Annotated in this window: 19 protein-coding genes; 12 read left to right on the forward strand and 7 right to left on the reverse strand. The window is 34.0% G+C overall.

Translation table 11 applies throughout. From position 1 onward, the window contains the following. The first annotated feature begins 31 nt into the window (after nucleotides 1–31). The 11 genes from ED556_RS05275 to ED556_RS05325 all read left to right on the forward strand — a co-directional run bounded on the left by ED556_RS05275 (nucleotide 32) and on the right by ED556_RS05325 (nucleotide 9,495). On the forward strand, nucleotides 32–481 hold the full coding sequence (locus tag ED556_RS05275; protein WP_296320300.1) for a hypothetical protein: 450 nt from the start codon (nucleotides 32–34) through the stop codon (nucleotides 479–481). Nucleotides 482–522: 41 nt separating this feature from the next. Beyond that, a complete protein-coding gene (locus ED556_RS05280; RefSeq protein ID WP_296320303.1) occupies nucleotides 523–1,464 on the forward strand; it encodes a nitronate monooxygenase in 942 nt (313 codons plus the stop codon). A 3-nt stretch (nucleotides 1,465–1,467) separates the two neighbouring features. Continuing rightward, on the forward strand, nucleotides 1,468–2,790 hold the full coding sequence (locus tag ED556_RS05285; RefSeq protein ID WP_296320307.1) for a DUF2314 domain-containing protein: 1,323 nt from the start codon (nucleotides 1,468–1,470) through the stop codon (nucleotides 2,788–2,790). Between the two features lie 197 nt (nucleotides 2,791–2,987). Further along, nucleotides 2,988–3,464: an RNA polymerase sigma factor gene (locus ED556_RS05290; RefSeq protein WP_366663740.1), complete on the forward strand. Its 477-nt coding sequence runs from the start codon at nucleotides 2,988–2,990 to the stop codon at nucleotides 3,462–3,464. Beyond that, entirely contained in the window at nucleotides 3,461–4,087 is a 627-nt protein-coding gene (locus tag ED556_RS05295; RefSeq protein WP_296320313.1) for a HEAT repeat domain-containing protein, read from the forward strand. Before ED556_RS05290 ends, ED556_RS05295 begins: the two co-directional genes overlap by 4 nt. 12 nt (nucleotides 4,088–4,099) lie before the next feature. After that, nucleotides 4,100–5,050 (forward strand): hypothetical protein, encoded by a 951-nt coding sequence (locus ED556_RS05300; RefSeq protein WP_296320316.1) that lies wholly within the window; start codon nucleotides 4,100–4,102, stop codon nucleotides 5,048–5,050. Nucleotides 5,051–5,390: 340 nt separating this feature from the next. Continuing rightward, a complete protein-coding gene (locus ED556_RS05305; protein WP_296320319.1) occupies nucleotides 5,391–6,146 on the forward strand; it encodes an SDR family oxidoreductase in 756 nt (251 codons plus the stop codon). A 111-nt stretch (nucleotides 6,147–6,257) separates the two neighbouring features. Continuing rightward, on the forward strand, nucleotides 6,258–7,175 hold the full coding sequence (locus ED556_RS05310; protein ID WP_296320321.1) for an AraC family transcriptional regulator: 918 nt from the start codon (nucleotides 6,258–6,260) through the stop codon (nucleotides 7,173–7,175). Nucleotides 7,176–7,225: 50 nt separating this feature from the next. Beyond that, on the forward strand, nucleotides 7,226–8,611 hold the full coding sequence (locus ED556_RS05315; protein WP_296320323.1) for an MATE family efflux transporter: 1,386 nt from the start codon (nucleotides 7,226–7,228) through the stop codon (nucleotides 8,609–8,611). Between the two features lie 81 nt (nucleotides 8,612–8,692). Then, entirely contained in the window at nucleotides 8,693–8,923 is a 231-nt protein-coding gene (locus tag ED556_RS05320) for a hypothetical protein (RefSeq protein ID WP_296320326.1), read from the forward strand. Next, nucleotides 8,923–9,495, forward strand: a complete 573-nt coding sequence (locus ED556_RS05325) for a phosphatase PAP2 family protein (RefSeq protein ID WP_296320330.1) — start codon at nucleotides 8,923–8,925, stop codon at nucleotides 9,493–9,495. The genes ED556_RS05320 and ED556_RS05325 overlap by 1 nt, the downstream gene beginning before the upstream one ends. On the opposite strand, the gene ED556_RS05330 is transcribed toward ED556_RS05325, so the two are convergent. From ED556_RS05330 to ED556_RS05340, 3 genes are read right to left on the reverse strand one after another with little or no spacing between them, the layout of a single operon-like run. After that, nucleotides 9,473–11,092, reverse strand: a complete 1,620-nt coding sequence (locus tag ED556_RS05330; RefSeq protein ID WP_296320334.1) for a glycosyltransferase — start codon at nucleotides 11,090–11,092, stop codon at nucleotides 9,473–9,475. The two genes, ED556_RS05325 and ED556_RS05330, sit on opposite strands and share 23 nt — an antisense overlap. Next, the gene (locus ED556_RS05335) at nucleotides 11,085–11,708 is read right to left on the reverse strand and encodes a lipid-A-disaccharide synthase N-terminal domain-containing protein (RefSeq protein ID WP_296320337.1); all 624 of its coding nucleotides are present in this window, start codon (nucleotides 11,706–11,708) and stop codon (nucleotides 11,085–11,087) included. Before ED556_RS05335 ends, ED556_RS05330 begins: the two co-directional genes overlap by 8 nt. Next, nucleotides 11,705–12,427 carry a glycosyltransferase gene (locus ED556_RS05340; RefSeq protein ID WP_296320340.1) on the reverse strand — a complete coding sequence of 241 codons (723 nt, stop codon included), beginning with the start codon at nucleotides 12,425–12,427 and terminating at the stop codon, nucleotides 11,705–11,707. The genes ED556_RS05335 and ED556_RS05340 overlap by 4 nt, the downstream gene beginning before the upstream one ends. Before the next feature lie 145 nt (nucleotides 12,428–12,572). On the opposite strand from ED556_RS05340, the gene ED556_RS05345 reads away from it, so the two are divergent. Beyond that, a complete protein-coding gene (locus ED556_RS05345; RefSeq protein ID WP_296320347.1) occupies nucleotides 12,573–13,514 on the forward strand; it encodes an NAD(P)-dependent oxidoreductase in 942 nt (313 codons plus the stop codon). 11 nt (nucleotides 13,515–13,525) lie between these two features. Here ED556_RS05345 and ED556_RS05350 read toward each other — a convergent pair whose 3' ends face one another. The 4 genes from ED556_RS05350 to ED556_RS05365 are packed head-to-tail and all read right to left on the reverse strand — an operon-like array spanning nucleotide 13,526 to nucleotide 16,100. Further along, a complete protein-coding gene (locus tag ED556_RS05350; protein ID WP_296320350.1) occupies nucleotides 13,526–14,263 on the reverse strand; it encodes a hypothetical protein in 738 nt (245 codons plus the stop codon). Next, complete coding sequence (locus ED556_RS05355; RefSeq protein ID WP_296320353.1) at nucleotides 14,263–14,430, reverse strand: PoNe immunity protein domain-containing protein; 168 nt, start codon at nucleotides 14,428–14,430, stop codon at nucleotides 14,263–14,265. Before ED556_RS05355 ends, ED556_RS05350 begins: the two co-directional genes overlap by 1 nt. Next, nucleotides 14,427–15,515 carry a methylmalonyl Co-A mutase-associated GTPase MeaB gene (gene meaB / locus ED556_RS05360; protein WP_296320358.1) on the reverse strand — a complete coding sequence of 363 codons (1,089 nt, stop codon included), beginning with the start codon at nucleotides 15,513–15,515 and terminating at the stop codon, nucleotides 14,427–14,429. The genes ED556_RS05355 and meaB overlap by 4 nt, the downstream gene beginning before the upstream one ends. Nucleotides 15,516–15,527: 12 nt before the next feature. Beyond that, on the reverse strand, nucleotides 15,528–16,100 hold the full coding sequence (locus ED556_RS05365; protein WP_296320362.1) for a DUF2911 domain-containing protein: 573 nt from the start codon (nucleotides 16,098–16,100) through the stop codon (nucleotides 15,528–15,530). Nucleotides 16,101–16,256: the final 156 nt, after the last annotated feature.

A 16,256-nucleotide genomic window follows, 5' to 3' on the forward strand; every position in this document is an offset into this window, starting at 1 on the left:
TTGGTTATCACTAATTAAAAACTAACCAACTATGAAGAATTTCTCTGCCTTATTAAAAATATCATCAGTCTTATGGATTATTTGGGGACTTGTGCACATCTTAGCAGGTGTAATGACCATGAAAGGTGTATTAACCAATGATATCACTGCTTCAGTTGTAGGTATTGCCGATGGTATAGACCCACAAAGCTTAGATATGGACTATCCTAAAGCCGTTGGTGCTATTATAGGGCAACATGGATTTAACTTATTTTGGATTGGTATTGTGACGTTCATCTGCGCATTTTACATCTGGAAAGGCAATACACATGCGATATTTTTGGCGGCTATTACTGGTGGTTTGGCAGATTTGGGTTATTTCCTATTTATAGATTTAGGAGGTTATAATAAGTTTATGCCTGGGACTGTAATGACCATTGTGTCTTCGTTAGCAATTATTACTAGTTTTTATGTCTATTTCAAGACGAAGAACTTAGATTAAAACAGTGAAATTTATGTAACTTTCAGCCATAATTTTTTGTTATGGCAAATCGAATCACATCTCTTTTCAATATAAAATATCCAATTGTTCAAGCCGGAATGATTTGGAATAGCGGTTGGCGCTTGGCTTCGGCTGCGAGTAATTCAGGAATTTTAGGACTGATTGGTGCTGGGTCTATGTATCCAGATGTGTTGCGTGAGCACATTCAGAAGTGTAAAGCTGCTACCGATAACCCCTTTGGTGTTAATGTACCAATGTTGTATCCTAATATCGAAGAGATCATGGATATCATTGTAGAAGAAGATGTGAAGATTGTGTTTACTTCTGCAGGTAATCCAAAAACCTGGACCAAGTGGTTGCAAGATCAAGGCATCACCGTTGTACATGTGGTAAGTAGTGTAAAGTTTGCACTTAAAGCTGAAGCAGCAGGCGTAGATGCTATTGTGGCTGAAGGTTTTGAGGCTGGTGGACATAATGGTCGTGACGAAACAACTACTCTCACTTTAATTCCAATGGTAAAAGAGCAGCTGAGCATTCCTTTAATTGCTGCTGGCGGAATAGCCACAGGAAAAGCCATGCTTGCCTGTATGGTTTTAGGTGCAGATGGTGTACAAGTCGGTAGTCGATTTGTAGCAAGTGAAGAATCTTCGGCACATCAAGCTTTCAAGGACGTTGTAGTAGACGCAAAAGAAGGTGATACACAATTAACCTTAAAAGAATTAGCACCAGTACGACTCATAAAAAATAAGTTTTATAATGAAGTCCAAGAACTCTATAAAACTGGCCCATCTGTTGAAGAACTTAAAACCTTATTAGGGCGTGCACGCGCAAAACGCGGCATGTTTGAAGGCGACTTGGAAGATGGTGAATTAGAAATCGGGCAAATTTCTGGACTCATTCACGATATAAAACCTGTAGCTCAAATCGTTGAGGACATTATCTCTGAGTTTGAGGCATCAAAAAAAATGATAACAAATCTGTAACGCATGAAATTACACCAATATCTATCTATTCTAACGCTATGTTTAACATTCACAGTTTCCTCACAAACCGAATTTAATTCGGGTAAATTGTCGGATGACAAAATCCTTGTTCAATATGGGATATATATGTTGGGAGAAGAAAAAGTATCTTCTGATGATATTAAATCTATAGTATCTAAAAACTATCCAGATATTACATTAATTGAATCCTTTCCTGAAAGAGTAGATGTAAAGGGTATAAATGTTTTAGTAACCGAAATCCAAAATGTTGAGGAAGAATTCACTGCGCCTGATTTAGAATTCCTTAAGTACAAAAATCTGGGCCTTACAAATGCAGAGATGAATGCTATGCAAAAGTCTTCTCAGGTATTTGTTTTACAATTTGTTTTTGAGCAAGAGTTACTGTTGAAAGCTTATAACAACGCCAACAATTACATATCTGATCTCACTAAGAACCACGATATTATTATCTACGATTTAGAGACTAGAAATAGCATTAGTGAAGAGTATTGGAATAAAAATCTATTAATAAAAGGCAATGCGATAACTGTTGCAAATCATATAACGATTCACTTTTATCAAAAAGAGGATTTTTGTAGAGCCATAACATTGGGTATGCTAAAATTTGGATTGCCAGATATTACGATTGAAGATTTATCTTGTCAGAGCAGTGAAGATTTAATGACCTTTATCAATGTAACGGCTCAAACTTTATTCGAAAAAGATGAGATTGAAAATAAAGGTAAACTGACTTTAGACGTTAATGCTATTCAAAATGAATCGTACAAATCCATGGTTATTAATTCTATGTACGACAATGCTGTTGGTAAGGCAGAAGTAGATATAATAAATGGTCGCTGGGAAGAAGGCGATCCAGAAAATATTTTAATGGAAATTGCTTTTCCTCTACAAGATACTCAGGTGGCACAAATGGAGACCATAAAGTTACTTTTTGGGTCTTTAGATGAAGTCACAATGATAAAGCATGATGATTTATTACTCAAGGCAAGTGAAGATGCGAGAGCCAAAGTCCCTGAATTATATGATAAATTTCAAAATGGGCTTGGTATAAACTCTCATCTACTAATTAAGTTTCCTTTTGATGAAGATGACCAAAGAGAATGGATGTGGGTTGAAGTTGTAAAATGGGAAGGTGATCTCATCATAGGTTTATTACAAAACGAACCAAGATTCATTTCAGATCTTAAAGCTGGTCAACAGGTGGAAAAAAACATTGACGACATGTTCGATTATATCTTATATAATGACGATGGAAGCATGGAAGGTAATGAGACTGGTAAAATCATTGAAAAAATGAGAAACTAATCAATAAGGCGATAGACTTTCAGTAAAAATCCTCTATACATAGTCCTTAATATTCGATAAATTTAATAGCGACTTAAAAATTTTTGAGACATTTTTCAAAAAGTGCCGTTATTAAATAAAACAAACCAATCGAATACTAATTTTTGGAACATCCGGAATTAATAAAAGCTTGTAAAAACAATAATTTAAAAGCACAGATGCAGGTATATCTGATGTACAAGGATATGCTTTACAATGTGAGCTTCAGGATTATTAAAAACAAACAAGATGCACAAGATGCCGTGCATGATGCCTTTATTAAAGCGTTCCAAAATATGTCTAAGTTAGAAAACGACCTTAACCTTGGGCCTTGGTTAAAACGTATCGTCATCAACTGTTCTTTAGACTTTTTACGACGGCAAAAGAAATTAAGTTGGTTGCGAGAATCGGTGGAACTTCAAGACGAAGAACATGAGGAATACGAAGACATTTCTTTAAAAATTGAAGACGTAAAAAATGCTATAAACAATCTAAAGGACAAATACCGCATCATCATTGTGTTGTATTTAATTGAAGACTATACGCATAAAGAAATTGCAGCGCAATTGGGTCTTAATGAAAATACAGTACGCAATCAGTATGTAAGAGGTAAACGTCTTTTAAAGCAGCAATTACAACATAAACTAATACTATGAGTTTAGAGAAATTTATAAAGGAGCACAAAAGCGCATTTGATGATCAGCAAATGCCAGCAGATGCCAGCTTAGATTTTGAAGCACGATTAAAAGCCGAATTGCACAATTCTAATAAAATAAAGCGCTTTAAAATAATGCGATATGTCGCAATTGCTGCTAGTATTATGTTGTTGGCCACTATTGGGTATGTCTATAACGAAGACCGAAAAGAACAACTGGCTATTAGAGATAATTTGGTTATGGCTTTAGGGGATGACCAAACAAGCAGCACACGTTTAGAAGCCATTTATGAGATTGAGGATTTGTACGAAAACCAAAAAGAAGACGAAAAAATCCTTAATGCGTTTTTCAAAATTTTAAAAGAAGACTCAGATAGTAATTCTAAAATCGCGGTGATCGATGCCCTTTTAAAATTCCCAGATAATCAAACGGTGAGGAATACGCTTATTGACGCTTTAGGCAACGAAAAAGAACCTTTAGTACAATTGAAGCTTATAAAGTCTGTGGCTATTTTAAGAGAGCAACGCGCAAAACCAAATCTAGAAGGCATCATCGAAGACAAAGAGTCCTTACCAATAGTTAAAGGCAATGCTTCGGCATTATTAGCAATGTTAAATCAATAAAAAACGAATAGAATGAAAAAAATAATAGCAATAGTTACACTTCTTCTAATAGTAGGTGTAGGCAATTCTCAAAACAACGAGAAACGAATTAAATTTAATACTGGCACATTAAAAATTTGCTCAAGTGCCAACATGAAAATATCGGGTTATGATGGTGATGAAGTCATTATTAAAAGCGTAAATAATACCACACGATTTACGACAGATTTTAAATTCTCTGATAAAAATAGTAAACTCAGAACAGCTACAGATTCTTCATTAACATCACCATTAAGAGTCTTCTTTACTAATAGTGATAAGAAAAGAGAATTAGAAAAAGGACTTAAGCCTCTTGGAAACAAGTCTACCAATCCTGCAGATAATTTGTATTTAGATATTACGGAGAACCCTGGCGAATTAATACTAAGAGATTATAGTTATGCAAAGTCTGGAAAATCTAATCAAAATGCATTAACACTAAAAGGATCTTTTTATCGCATCGTTAATAAGTACGAGTTGTTAATCCCTAATTCTATAAAGCTATTATGGAATATCGAAGATTGTGCAAAGAAAAACTCAAATACATTTTTTGTAGCCTCAGATTCAAAACCATGGAAATTAGAGAATTTTAAAGGCGAAGCCGAGATATCAGCATCTTATAACTCTATAAGCATCACCGATGTCAGTGGACCAGTAGTTGCCAATACTATTGGCGGTAATATTACCGTAGTTTTTGATGATATTACACCAACAAACTTGTATTCATTAATTAGTAACGACGGTTATATAGATGTCACCATACCAAAAAATGCGAGTATTAAAGTAGATGCTGTTGGTAACCGTATTTTAAGCGATATCGATTTTAAGGTATTAAGCGAAACCATAAGCGACGGTACAAAAGGTATGGACTTGGAGTTAAACTCTGGTAAAACCAAAATGAAGCTCTCTGCAGGCTCTGGAAGCGTGTATCTCAGAAAAGGATAATACCTGCTATTTTTATACTTTAAACTAAGGTTCAGTGCTTACCAAACTGCAAAGGGTAAGCACTGAAACTTTGTTATTTGACGTCCATTTTCCCAAAAACACCATTTTACCCCTAAAAATTACGTAATTCTACGTATTGATTTTATAGATTAAAAATCTAACTTCGCTTATCTAGCGATATACTTCATCAAGACGAATTATATCTTATACGATAAGCGTAACTCCAAAACCTATCTAAAAACCCTCAAACCATAGATTCGGACAACACCTTCATAGATTTAGATAAATAGCGCTTGTAGATAAGACTCAACTTTGTACTGAATTAAAACACAAACAAAAAATGAGTCAAAAAACTGCAATTATTACAGGAGGAAGTCGAGGATTAGGTCGCGATATGGCGCTTAATCTCGCAAAAGATGGCGTACATATTATTTTTTCGTACAACACCAATATTACAAAAGCCAATGAGGTCATCTCGGAGATAGAGGCTTTAGGTCAAAAAGCGGTAGCGTTTCCGTTTAATGCTAACGATTACAAAAGCGGTCAAGCATTTATGGAGCAAGCTACTAATTACCTAACAAAAGAAAACGGTAGCCCAAACTTTGATTTTTTGGTGAATAATGCGGGTACAGGTACCTTTAATAGGGTCGCAGATACTACAGCAAACCAGTTCGATGAAATGATGAATATCCATCTAAAAAGCGTGTATTTTTTAACCCAAGCGGCTTTACCATACATTAATAATGGTGGGCGTATTATTAATATCTCTAGTGGATTAACACGATTTAGCTTACCAGGTATGTCATCCTACGCTATTATGAAAGGCGCTATTGAGGTCTTTACGCGTTATTTAGCTAAAGAGTTAGGTGAGCGTAAGATTACAGCCAACGTTATTGCACCAGGTGCTATTGCAACAGATTTTGCTGGTGGTAGTAATAAAGACGCTGAAAAAGCAGCTATTATTTCTAGCATTACGGCTTTAGGTAGAGTAGGAGAACCAGAAGATGTTGGTGGTACCGTTGCCTTTTTATGTTCGGATAGAGCAGGTTGGATTAACGGACAACGTATTGAAGTCTCTGGTGGTATGCTGGTTTAATTGTCAGTCATTTAAAAAAAAATGTCATTCTGAGTAAAACGAAGAATTTTATATGATAATTAGATGCTTCGCTCAGTTCAGAATGACAAATAAATTAATACTTTTAGGATAATGAAAGACCTAAAACACTTTAAAAAGGTAGCAGATTACCATAAGTTGGCAAATCTCTCAGGACCAGAACATCCGTTAATCAGTCTTGTGGATTATAGCACGGTGAGTTATCCTTCAGATATTACATCGCTACGATGGAAGCAAGACTATTATACTATTGGTTTGAAGCGAAATATACCTTACAAGCTTTTTTATGGGCAACAAGAATATGATTTTGATGAAGGTGTGATGACATTCATTGCACCGCATCAAATTATGAGCTTGGGTGATAACCCAAATGTTAATGCTGCGAAACCTTCAGGTTGGTTGTTACTTATTCATCCAGATTTTTTGTGGAATACATCGCTTGCGGAGTCTATACATAAGTACGACTTTTTCAAGTATAGTGTCAACGAATCCTTATTTCTCTCTGAAAAAGAAGAAGCTATGATTGAGGATTTACTCAAAAATATTCAGCGCGAATATCAAGCCAATATCGATAAGTTTAGTCAGCAAATAATCGTCTCTCAATTAGAGCTATTACTCAATTATGCCAATAGATTTTATGAGCGGCAATTCATCACTAGGCAAATAGCTAATCATCAGATTTCTGAGCAATTAGATCAACTTCTTACAGACTATTTTAATAACGATGATTTAATCGACAAAGGCTTACCAACGGTGACTTTGGTGGCTGAGCATCTTAATCTATCACCTAATTATTTGAGTAATTTATTAAAGTCTCTTACAGGTCAAAGTACACAACAACACATACATAATAAGCTTATAGAAAAAGCCAAACTAAAATTATCAAGCACATCACTTTCGGTGAGTGAGATTGCTTATAGTTTAGGTTTTGAACAAGCGGCATCGTTTTCAAAACTATTCAAAAATAAAACTGAGATGTCGCCACTAGAGTTTCGGAAAACGTATAACTAAAAAGGCATTTTCATATAATAATATAAAACCAAAACCGCTACTTTTGCGGCATGGTTTTAAGTCACTACACCAAAGAATTTTCATATAATTTAAAATTAGCATATCCGGTTATTTTGGGTATGCTTGGCCATACGTTTGTAAGCTTTGTAGACAACGTTATGGTCGGTCAATTAGGCGCTGCGGAATTAGCTGCCGTTTCGCTTGGTAACAGTTTTATATTTATTGGAATGTCTATTGGTATTGGGTTTTCTACCGCAATCACACCATTAGTAGCTGAAGCGGATGCAGAAGGCAATTTTGGTAAAGGTAAATCTGCTTTTAAGCACGGCCTGTTTCTATGTAGTGTATTATCTTTAATGTTATTTGCCATATTACTTTTTGCAAAGCCATTAATGTACATCATGGACCAACCAGAAGAAGTGGTTGTATTGGCATTACCGTACCTAGACCTAGTCGCATTTTCTTTGGTGCCATTAATTATTTTTCAAGCGTTTAAGCAGTTTAGTGATGGCTTATCATTAACCAAATACCCAATGTATGCTACAATACTGGCAAATGTGCTTAATGTAGGTATCAACTATGTGTTGATTTTCGGAATGTTTGGTTTTCCAAAATTAGGTATAATTGGTGCTGCCATCGGGACTTTGGTTTCAAGATTTGTGATGCTGTTTTACCTATGGTTTTTATTATCTAAGAAAGAAAAATCGCGACCTTATGTTACAGAGATTAAGTTTTTTAAACTTACCAATCCCGCGTTAAAACGAATCATTAACCTTGGATTTCCAAGTGCAATGCAGATGTTTTTTGAAGTTGGAATTTTCACAGCAGCAATTTGGTTAAGCGGAACTCTTGGACGTAATGCACAAGCTGCAAACCAGATAGCACTTAACTTATCTTCAATGACGTTTATGGTCGCTATGGGACTAAGTGTAGCGGCTATGATTAGAGTAGGAAATCAAAAAGGATTGAAAGACTTTAATGCCCTTAAGCGCATTGCTGAATCTATATTTTTACTTGGGTTAATTTTTGCAGTTGTATTTGCGGTGATTTTTGTGGCGTTTCATGAATTCTTACCAAGCTTATATGTAGATTTTGATAGTCCTGAAAATGCATTAGATACGGCTGAGGTTGTAAAAGTTGCAGCAACTTTGCTTTTAGCAGCGGCTATATTTCAAATTTCAGACAGTTTACAAGTTATTACTCTTGGTGCGTTACGTGGATTACAGGATGTTTATATACCGACCTTAATCACCTTTATTGCCTATTGGTTAATTGGCTTTCCAGTGAGTTATTTCCTTGGTAAATCTGATGCCTATGGTAGTTTTGGGATATGGATTGGATTGCTTGCAGGATTAACCGCTGCAGCAATTTTATTGTATATTCGGTTTAATTATCTAACAAAGAAATTAATAGTTAAAAGTGCTCAAAGTATTTAAAGTTATAAGTTAAATGGCTAATAAATTGTAGTTTTGCCAAAAAAGCAACTCGAAATTTTAAGTACTTAAAACTTATCACTCATGGTCTTGCCAAAATTCATTTTAGGAGATAATACAGATTATCCAGATGCTATTTTTATTATTCATACTGAATTTCCTCGGTTTATTATTAATCTTGAAAATGATGAAGTAGAATGGTTTGAGGAGTTTGACCAACACGACGAAAAAGAATTGGCGACTGAAACCGAAAATTACATTCGCCTAGCTACTGAATTTTACGATAGAGAAGTTTCACGTTACGACGATAACTAATGTTAGACCAACTGCTCGATTACGATACTCAGCTTTTTGTATTTCTTAACAACCTAGGTTCAGAAACATGGGATTGGTTTTGGTTATTGGTCACAGATAAACTCACTTTTATTCCATTATACGCTATTCTTTTGACCTTAATCTATCTAAAGTATGGTTGGAGAAAATTAATAGTGATTATATTAATTACAGCTGCATTAATAACATTTACAGACCAATTAACAAATGTTGTAAAACGTTCTGTTTTAAGATTTAGACCATGCGCTTGCGACGAAATTAAAGATGTTATAAGATATATTGCTGAACGTTGCAGTACGAATAGAAGTTTCTTCTCGGGTCATGCCTCTAACTCAATGGCAGCTGCAGTTTTTGGAGGTTTAATGTTACGACCATATTTCAAAAATCTGATTTTTATTTTATTATTCTGGGCAGTACTTGTGTCTTATAGCCGCATATATGTTGGTGTACATTTCCCAATAGACGTGATGTGCGGAATGGCTTTTGGCGCAATTTCTGGATTTCTATTTTATAAGCTATTTGGATTTATTTCTAATAGATATCTTTCAAAGTAAACTTATACAATCTGTTTATTAAACGTTCATTGTATTGAGAAGAACTCTTATCTGAAGGGTTTAGGTCATAGGTGTTAATAAACTCAATCGTATACAGCTTATTTAATATTTCTACCTCACTTATGTCGGTTTCATATTCTAGGACAAGAAATTGTTGCTCTCCCGGAAGCTCATAACCGTCTTTAGATTGGATACATATAATTTTTTCACCAAAATTATATACCACTTCTGGAGCGATATAATCTATTCTATAAATTGGTAAATCTTGATGTTTTAATTCTGAAACTGGCTTATAATTATCTTTCACAGGAGTTTTCATAACTGGAATACCAAAAAGTCCAATACATAGCATAAACAATAGACTCAAATAAAAGACTTGTTTTATGTTTTTTCTAATTAACTCACGAATTATAAGAATTGAGGTAATTAATATTGAAATGATAAGTAATGCCATACGTAGTTTTGAAAATTCCATATCAATACTCAAACTCAAAATCGACAACGCAATAGGAATAATCCCTAAAATCCCAAATTGAATGTAAACAGGTAGAGTCTCTTTTTTTGTTTTAAAATTCTTGAATTCGCGCATTATATATTCAATATAGAACCCGATATTAATTGCTAGCGGTATTAATACTGGCATTAGATAACGCGACTTTTTTTCTGGAATAACAGAAAGTAATATTACCCCAAAGATTGTCCAGAAAAAACTGAATTGATAAGCCTTAAGGTTTGAGACTCTAGTTTTTAGATAAGGATATATTAAACTTATTAGTGCAGCAATTGTCCAAAACCCACTTTGTGTAAAAAAGCTCCAGTAATAATAAAAAGGCCGAACATCGTAATTGACCCAATTATTGGCTTCGGTAGTGGTAATTTCTCGCAGTGTTTCAGAATCCATTAAATACACATACAGATACCATGAACCGCCAATTACTATACCCAATACAGTAAGGCTAATAAGCCTCAAGAAGAAAAGAACTCCACCTTTAAATTTGTATACAATTCCGTAGGCAATGAGAAATGGTAAGAAAACGATATATAAAGATACTGGACCTTTAGAAAGCAGTGAAGCACATAAGAATAAAATGAATAGAACAGCGCGAATAAAGCTTACTTTTTCATTTTTTAATATGTCATATAACTGATACACTGCTACAAGCATTAATGTATGTGTAAATATGTCTGAAGGTGCTTCAAGAGCAATACCTATGATATAAAAAGATGTTATAGAAATAAACCCATTTATTAAGCTATGAGATTTTGTAAGATCTAGTTTTTTTGATAATAAGAAATTTGTGATTCCAATACCTGCCAAACATAATAACGCAGGCCAACGGAGAGCTAAAACTGATTTTATACCAAAGACAAGTCCAAATACCGTTATAGCCCATGACGGTAATGGAGGTTTCTCGTAGCGTGCTATACCATTCATTGTTGTTAAGATCCAATTGCCGTCGGTAATCATTTCTCTAGCTGTAATAAAATTTCTAGCTTCCATAATACTCACTGGGATTGAACCAACTGTAAAACCTAACATTACTATTACAAATAGTAATAGACTAAGTACAGGATATCTTTCTATATACTTAATCATTATTTTGTCTTATTAAATACGCGTTACGCATATAAATCAATACACCAAACGAATGTCCGATAAAGAGCACTGGGTCTTTTCTGATTATGGCATAACAAAGGATTAACGAAGCTCCGATTAAACTCATAACCCAAAATCCCATTGGTAGTGAGGACGTCTTGTGTTTTTCAGAATGTAACCATTGGTATACAAAGCGAAGTGTAAAAATTATATGAGCTATAATACCTAAGGTCAACAACCACATAGGAATGTCTTCGTTTCTGAACAACAAATCGATATCTATTTTATTGTTGTTATAGTAAAATAGTACTATAAGAATTGGCATAACTAATAACAAGATTCGTAATAATTTTGGAGCTTTTGTCCATACCTTTTGTAGCTGTAGATTTCTTATATAGATATAGTAAGTTAAACTTTGCCCAAGCATAATTGCGAAATCTAATCGTAAGTATCCGTAAACGAATAGTAGAAAAGCTCCGATTAAACTCAAAACCCAAAATGAGGTTGGCGTAATAACTCTTTGTTTTTTTTCAGAGAACAACCATTGGATTATTAATCTTGAAGAAAATAATAACTGCGCAGCAAAGCCTATACTATATATAATCCAGTCTTTCAATTTGTATTACTCTGCTTCTTAATATCGTAATTGATGTACTTTCGTTTCATCCACAAGTAGGCAAAGCAATCTGTTAGTGGACCAAAAAGACGATTCCTAAGCCCAAATTTTGGTTTTCCAGCAATTCTGGGAAAATGCTGCACAGGGACTTGAGTAATTCTTCCATTTTGCAAGAGAATCATCGCTGGTAAAAAGCGATGCAATCCTTTAAACATAGGCATACGCTTCGCATAATTGGTTTTAATAATTTTTAGCGGGCAACCTGTATCGTCCATGCCGTCTTTTGTAAAGGCTCTTCGGATAGAATTTGCAATTTTAGAGGATATGTTTTTAATTAATGAATCTTTCCGGTTGATGCGAACACCAGTGACGAGTTCATTATCCTTAATATGCTCTAGTAGAAGATTAAAATCTTCTGGAGTTGTTTGTAAATCGGCATCTATATAACCCACTAATTCAGTTTCTACAGTGTCAAAACCAGCTTTTAAGGCAGTACTTAAGCCTTTATTTTCCTTAAATGAAATATAGTCGAAGTTATTCTGACGATTACAGATAGATTCTATTAAAGATTGACTATTATCATCTGAGCCATCATTCACGAATAGGACTGAAGTCGGTACACTGGCAATTTTAACATATGAAGAGAGCTCATTTTCTAGACGCTCAAAGTTTTCCTCTTCATTATAAACAGGGACAATAATGGTAAGTTTGCTCTCCATATTAGCTGATTAGTCAGTTCAAAATTACTGTTTTTATGCGACAATCTATTTTCAAATAATTAGCTAATATTTAAAGCATTTAACTTTGATATAAGCATAGGTTTCCAATTAAAAAAGCTGTTTATTTGTTATATTATTTAACCTCATGAAGATATTAGTAACTGGAATAGCTGGATTTATTGGTTCGCATTGTGCCGAGCGACTTTTGGCTATGGGACACTCAGTTTATGGTATAGACAATTTCTCCGATTATTACGATATTAATCTAAAAACTAAAAATGCAGATGCAGTAATTGCCAAAGGCGGAAAAATTATCACTTTAGATTTAAGAGATACTTCATCAATTAAAGACTTAGATACTGACTTTGATTATATCTTTCATTTTGCAGCGCAACCAGGTTTATCTAAAACTGCTACGTACCAAGATTATTATGCAAATAATGTTATAGGCACTGAACATTTAATAGACTTTGCTAAAAAAAATGAACAACTAAAACTATTTGTTAATATTGCTACATCGTCTATTTATGGGTTGGAGGCGACTTTTTCTGAAGATGTTACACCCAAGCCTGCATCAGATTATGGTGTTACAAAACACAAAGCAGAACAACTTGTTTTAGAACAAAGCGAAGCATCAATTTTTAAAGCGTGTTCCTTACGATTGTACTCTGTTATTGGACCAAGAGAACGTCCTGAAAAAATGTATACTAAGCTTATAGATTTAGGGTTAAAAGGAGAACCTTTCCCATTATTTGAAGGTAGCGAAAAACACCTGCGTAGCTTTACGTATGTTGGTGATATTATTGACGGTATTGTTAGTGTAATTGGTAAAGAGACAACTGTTAATAACGAAATTATAAACCTAGGTACCGAAGCCGAATATACAACCCAGCAAGGAATTGAAGCTGTAGAAAGAGTGATTGGTAAATCCATTACCCTTAAAATAAAACCAAAGCGTAAAGGCGACCAATTGCGCACCAGAGCAAATATCAATAAAGCTAGAAAGCTGTTAGGTTACAACCCACAAACAACATTACTACAAAGTGTTGAAGCACAGGTGAATTGGTATAAGGAGAATTGTATTTAAGGAGATATTTATTAGGGTATGCTTTTTTCAATAAGTTTTACCTTAAAGTAAGTAAACTTATCTTTAAGAAAATCTGAATATATCTTTATTTCTAAAGGATAATATTTTTCTAGTAATTCCATTCTAATTCGAACAGGATGATAAGGTGAATTAATCTTTTCCGTTACAAACATTTCTTTGTAATCTATAAAATTACCATCATTTGATTCTTCAGATATAAGAACTTTATAGCAATTAAAACCATTTATGTTTTTAATACTATCCTTATAAATTGTCTCCTTATAAGTTTTTTGAGGATTATAAAATAAATATTTTTTAACTTCAGTTACTTCATTAGTCCTGATATCATATCGCTTATAATAATTTGTTGATTTATTTATTTCAACCTTAAATTTTGAAAAATTATAAGTAATCAAAGTATCCGTAAAAGAATAAACAGACTTCTGAGGAAAATAATATGTATTAAAACGACTTGGGTTTTCTCTCGGGTCTAGTTCTAATCTCAGAGTCGAAGCTATAGAGCCCATAATATCATTGGGATGATTAATTTTATACAAAGAATCTTCTTTTTTAATAAAAGAATTTAATTCTTTATCAAAACGTTCTTCATTTTCAATTATAGTTGTAATCTCAAATATTATTTTTCCTTGAAAATTATTATTCTTATCATTTTTTAATTCAATTGACTTACAACTTAAGACTACTATAATTAATATCCAACTCCAATGTCTAAATACGAAAACCTTCATTATGACGAAATTATACTTAACATATCCTTAGGGTAATATTTACTATTTTTAAAACTACTGTCATCTAAGTCTTTTATTTTTACAATAGCTGCAACTACAAAACACCAATAGCCAACATAATTCCCATTACTTTTCGCATGTTGATTATAACCAGAAGTGTCTTTCATAGAGAATAGATATTAAGTAAATACTCTGCAGCAGCAAAAGGTGTAGTTTTTCCTGATTCAATTAACTCTAACTGCATTTTTAATGCACCTTTGATAGTTTCAGAATTATAGAAATCAGATTTTAAGCGGTCTTCAATAGTTTGAAGTAACCAGAATTTGTTTTGTTCAGTTCTATGATTTTCAAAATATGAATTGGCTTTTGTAAGCGCAATATATGCCTTAACCATATCCCAAATTTCGGAAATGCCTTCATTGTGCAATGCACTACATAAAGCTGTTTTTGGGGTCCAACTCGAATCTTTTTCAGGATACAAATGCAATGCTCTATTAAACTCTAGTTTTGCAGATTTAGCCGCTTTTTTATTATCACCATCGGCTTTATTAATAACGATAGCATCCGCCATTTCAATAATACCACGTTTAATGCCTTGAAGCTCATCGCCAGCTCCAGCAAGTTTCAAGAGTAAAAAGAAATCTACCATGCTGTGCACAGCAGTCTCGCTTTGTCCTACACCAACAGTTTCAATTAAAATGGTGTCAAAACCTGCTGCTTCACATAGAATAATAGTTTCTCGAGTCTTACGAGCAACGCCTCCTAAAGAATCACCAGAAGGCGAAGGTCTAATAAAAGCATTGGTGTTCTTTACCAGATCTTCCATTCGGGTTTTATCTCCTAAAATACTACCTTTACTTAAGGTACTACTTGGGTCAACAGCCAATACAGCTACTTTTTTGTGTTGCTCAGTAAGATGTTTGCCTAAAGCCTCAATAAATGTACTTTTGCCAACACCCGGAACACCAGTAATCCCAACTCTAACTGAATTATTTGCGTACGGAAGGCATGCGGTAATTATATCGTTTGCCTGCTTTTTATGGTTAGGATTTGTGCTCTCTACAAGCGTAATAGCTCTACTTAAATCAGTGATATTGCCTTTGGTAATGCCACTAACCAAATCAGATATATTGAGTTGTTTTTTGCGTTTAGATTTTAAGGCTTTAGCAGAAGCAGCATTAAAAGCTTCAGGTGCTTTTATACCTTCTTTTTCTTGAAGTGCAGAAGCTTTATGTTTTTTCTCTTTGGCCAAACTGTCTAATTGTTAATTGCTATCAGCTTCAGAAATAGCTCTAGAGATTGGTACTTCTATTTTAGTGGTGTCCCAAGCCAAGGTGAGTTTTAGCTCACCTGTGGTATTATCAAAAGCAATGGTGAATTTTTCGACAGTACTGTCAAGTGAATCTGACGGAACTTCTAACTCCATAACATCATAATTAGGATCCCACATTGGTTCCATCTTTTCATTAACACCCCATTGATACTGTTTGGAGTTGAACATTACCTTCCAAGATGCTTCCATCGGAACTGTCCACAACGTATAATTTCCTTCTGGCAATAACATACCTTGAATAACTAAGTTTTTATTTGTTGAAAACGTGGTGGCTTCATTGGCGCCAGTTCGCCATACCTTATTGTAGGGTACTAAAGCTCCAAATATATCACGCTCACGTTTTGATGGTCTATTGTATTCTACCTTTAATTTTAAATCATTAAGCGTAATAGCTGCAGAATCTTTAGGACTTAATCTCGGAGAAAAAATATTTTCGACAAAAACCGAATACAATAACAATGCAAGAGCTACAACAGACAGAAAAATTAGAATGCGTTTCAACATAAAATGTAATGCGTAATATTTTAAAAACTAAAGATAATTGAAATCCCTAAATTAGTACAACTAGTAAGATAACTTTAATACAAATAAAATATTTTGAATTTTTTTTTAATTTTTTGCCACACTCATTTTTTTGTATCGTCTTTAGAACAAACCAAT

The organism is Winogradskyella sp. (assembly GCF_003712105.1).
GTDB lineage: Bacteria > Bacteroidota > Bacteroidia > Flavobacteriales > Flavobacteriaceae > Winogradskyella.

Bases quoted from the DNA above. Each gene is read 5' to 3' on its own strand.
- ED556_RS05290 (WP_366663740.1), top strand. From the start codon at position 2,988: ATGCAGGTATATCTGATGTACAAGGATATGCTTTACAATGTGAGCTTC.
- ED556_RS05300 (WP_296320316.1), top strand. From the start codon at position 4,100: ATGAAAAAAATAATAGCAATAGTTACACTTCTTCTAATAGTAGGTGTA.
- ED556_RS05355 (WP_296320353.1), bottom strand. From the start codon at position 14,430: ATGAAAGACACTTCTGGTTATAATCAACATGCGAAAAGTAATGGGAAT.
- ED556_RS05345 (WP_296320347.1), top strand. From the start codon at position 12,573: ATGAAGATATTAGTAACTGGAATAGCTGGATTTATTGGTTCGCATTGT.
- ED556_RS05340 (WP_296320340.1), bottom strand. From the start codon at position 12,427: ATGGAGAGCAAACTTACCATTATTGTCCCTGTTTATAATGAAGAGGAA.
- ED556_RS05330 (WP_296320334.1), bottom strand. From the start codon at position 11,092: ATGATTAAGTATATAGAAAGATATCCTGTACTTAGTCTATTACTATTT.
- ED556_RS05350 (WP_296320350.1), bottom strand. From the start codon at position 14,263: ATGAAGGTTTTCGTATTTAGACATTGGAGTTGGATATTAATTATAGTA.
- ED556_RS05275 (WP_296320300.1), top strand. From the start codon at position 32: ATGAAGAATTTCTCTGCCTTATTAAAAATATCATCAGTCTTATGGATT.
- ED556_RS05310 (WP_296320321.1), top strand. From the start codon at position 6,258: ATGAAAGACCTAAAACACTTTAAAAAGGTAGCAGATTACCATAAGTTG.
- ED556_RS05325 (WP_296320330.1), top strand. From the start codon at position 8,923: ATGTTAGACCAACTGCTCGATTACGATACTCAGCTTTTTGTATTTCTT.
- ED556_RS05305 (WP_296320319.1), top strand. From the start codon at position 5,391: ATGAGTCAAAAAACTGCAATTATTACAGGAGGAAGTCGAGGATTAGGT.
- ED556_RS05295 (WP_296320313.1), top strand. From the start codon at position 3,461: ATGAGTTTAGAGAAATTTATAAAGGAGCACAAAAGCGCATTTGATGAT.
- ED556_RS05315 (WP_296320323.1), top strand. From the start codon at position 7,226: ATGGTTTTAAGTCACTACACCAAAGAATTTTCATATAATTTAAAATTA.
- ED556_RS05280 (WP_296320303.1), top strand. From the start codon at position 523: ATGGCAAATCGAATCACATCTCTTTTCAATATAAAATATCCAATTGTT.
- ED556_RS05320 (WP_296320326.1), top strand. From the start codon at position 8,693: ATGGTCTTGCCAAAATTCATTTTAGGAGATAATACAGATTATCCAGAT.
- ED556_RS05365 (WP_296320362.1), bottom strand. From the start codon at position 16,100: ATGTTGAAACGCATTCTAATTTTTCTGTCTGTTGTAGCTCTTGCATTG.
- ED556_RS05285 (WP_296320307.1), top strand. From the start codon at position 1,468: ATGAAATTACACCAATATCTATCTATTCTAACGCTATGTTTAACATTC.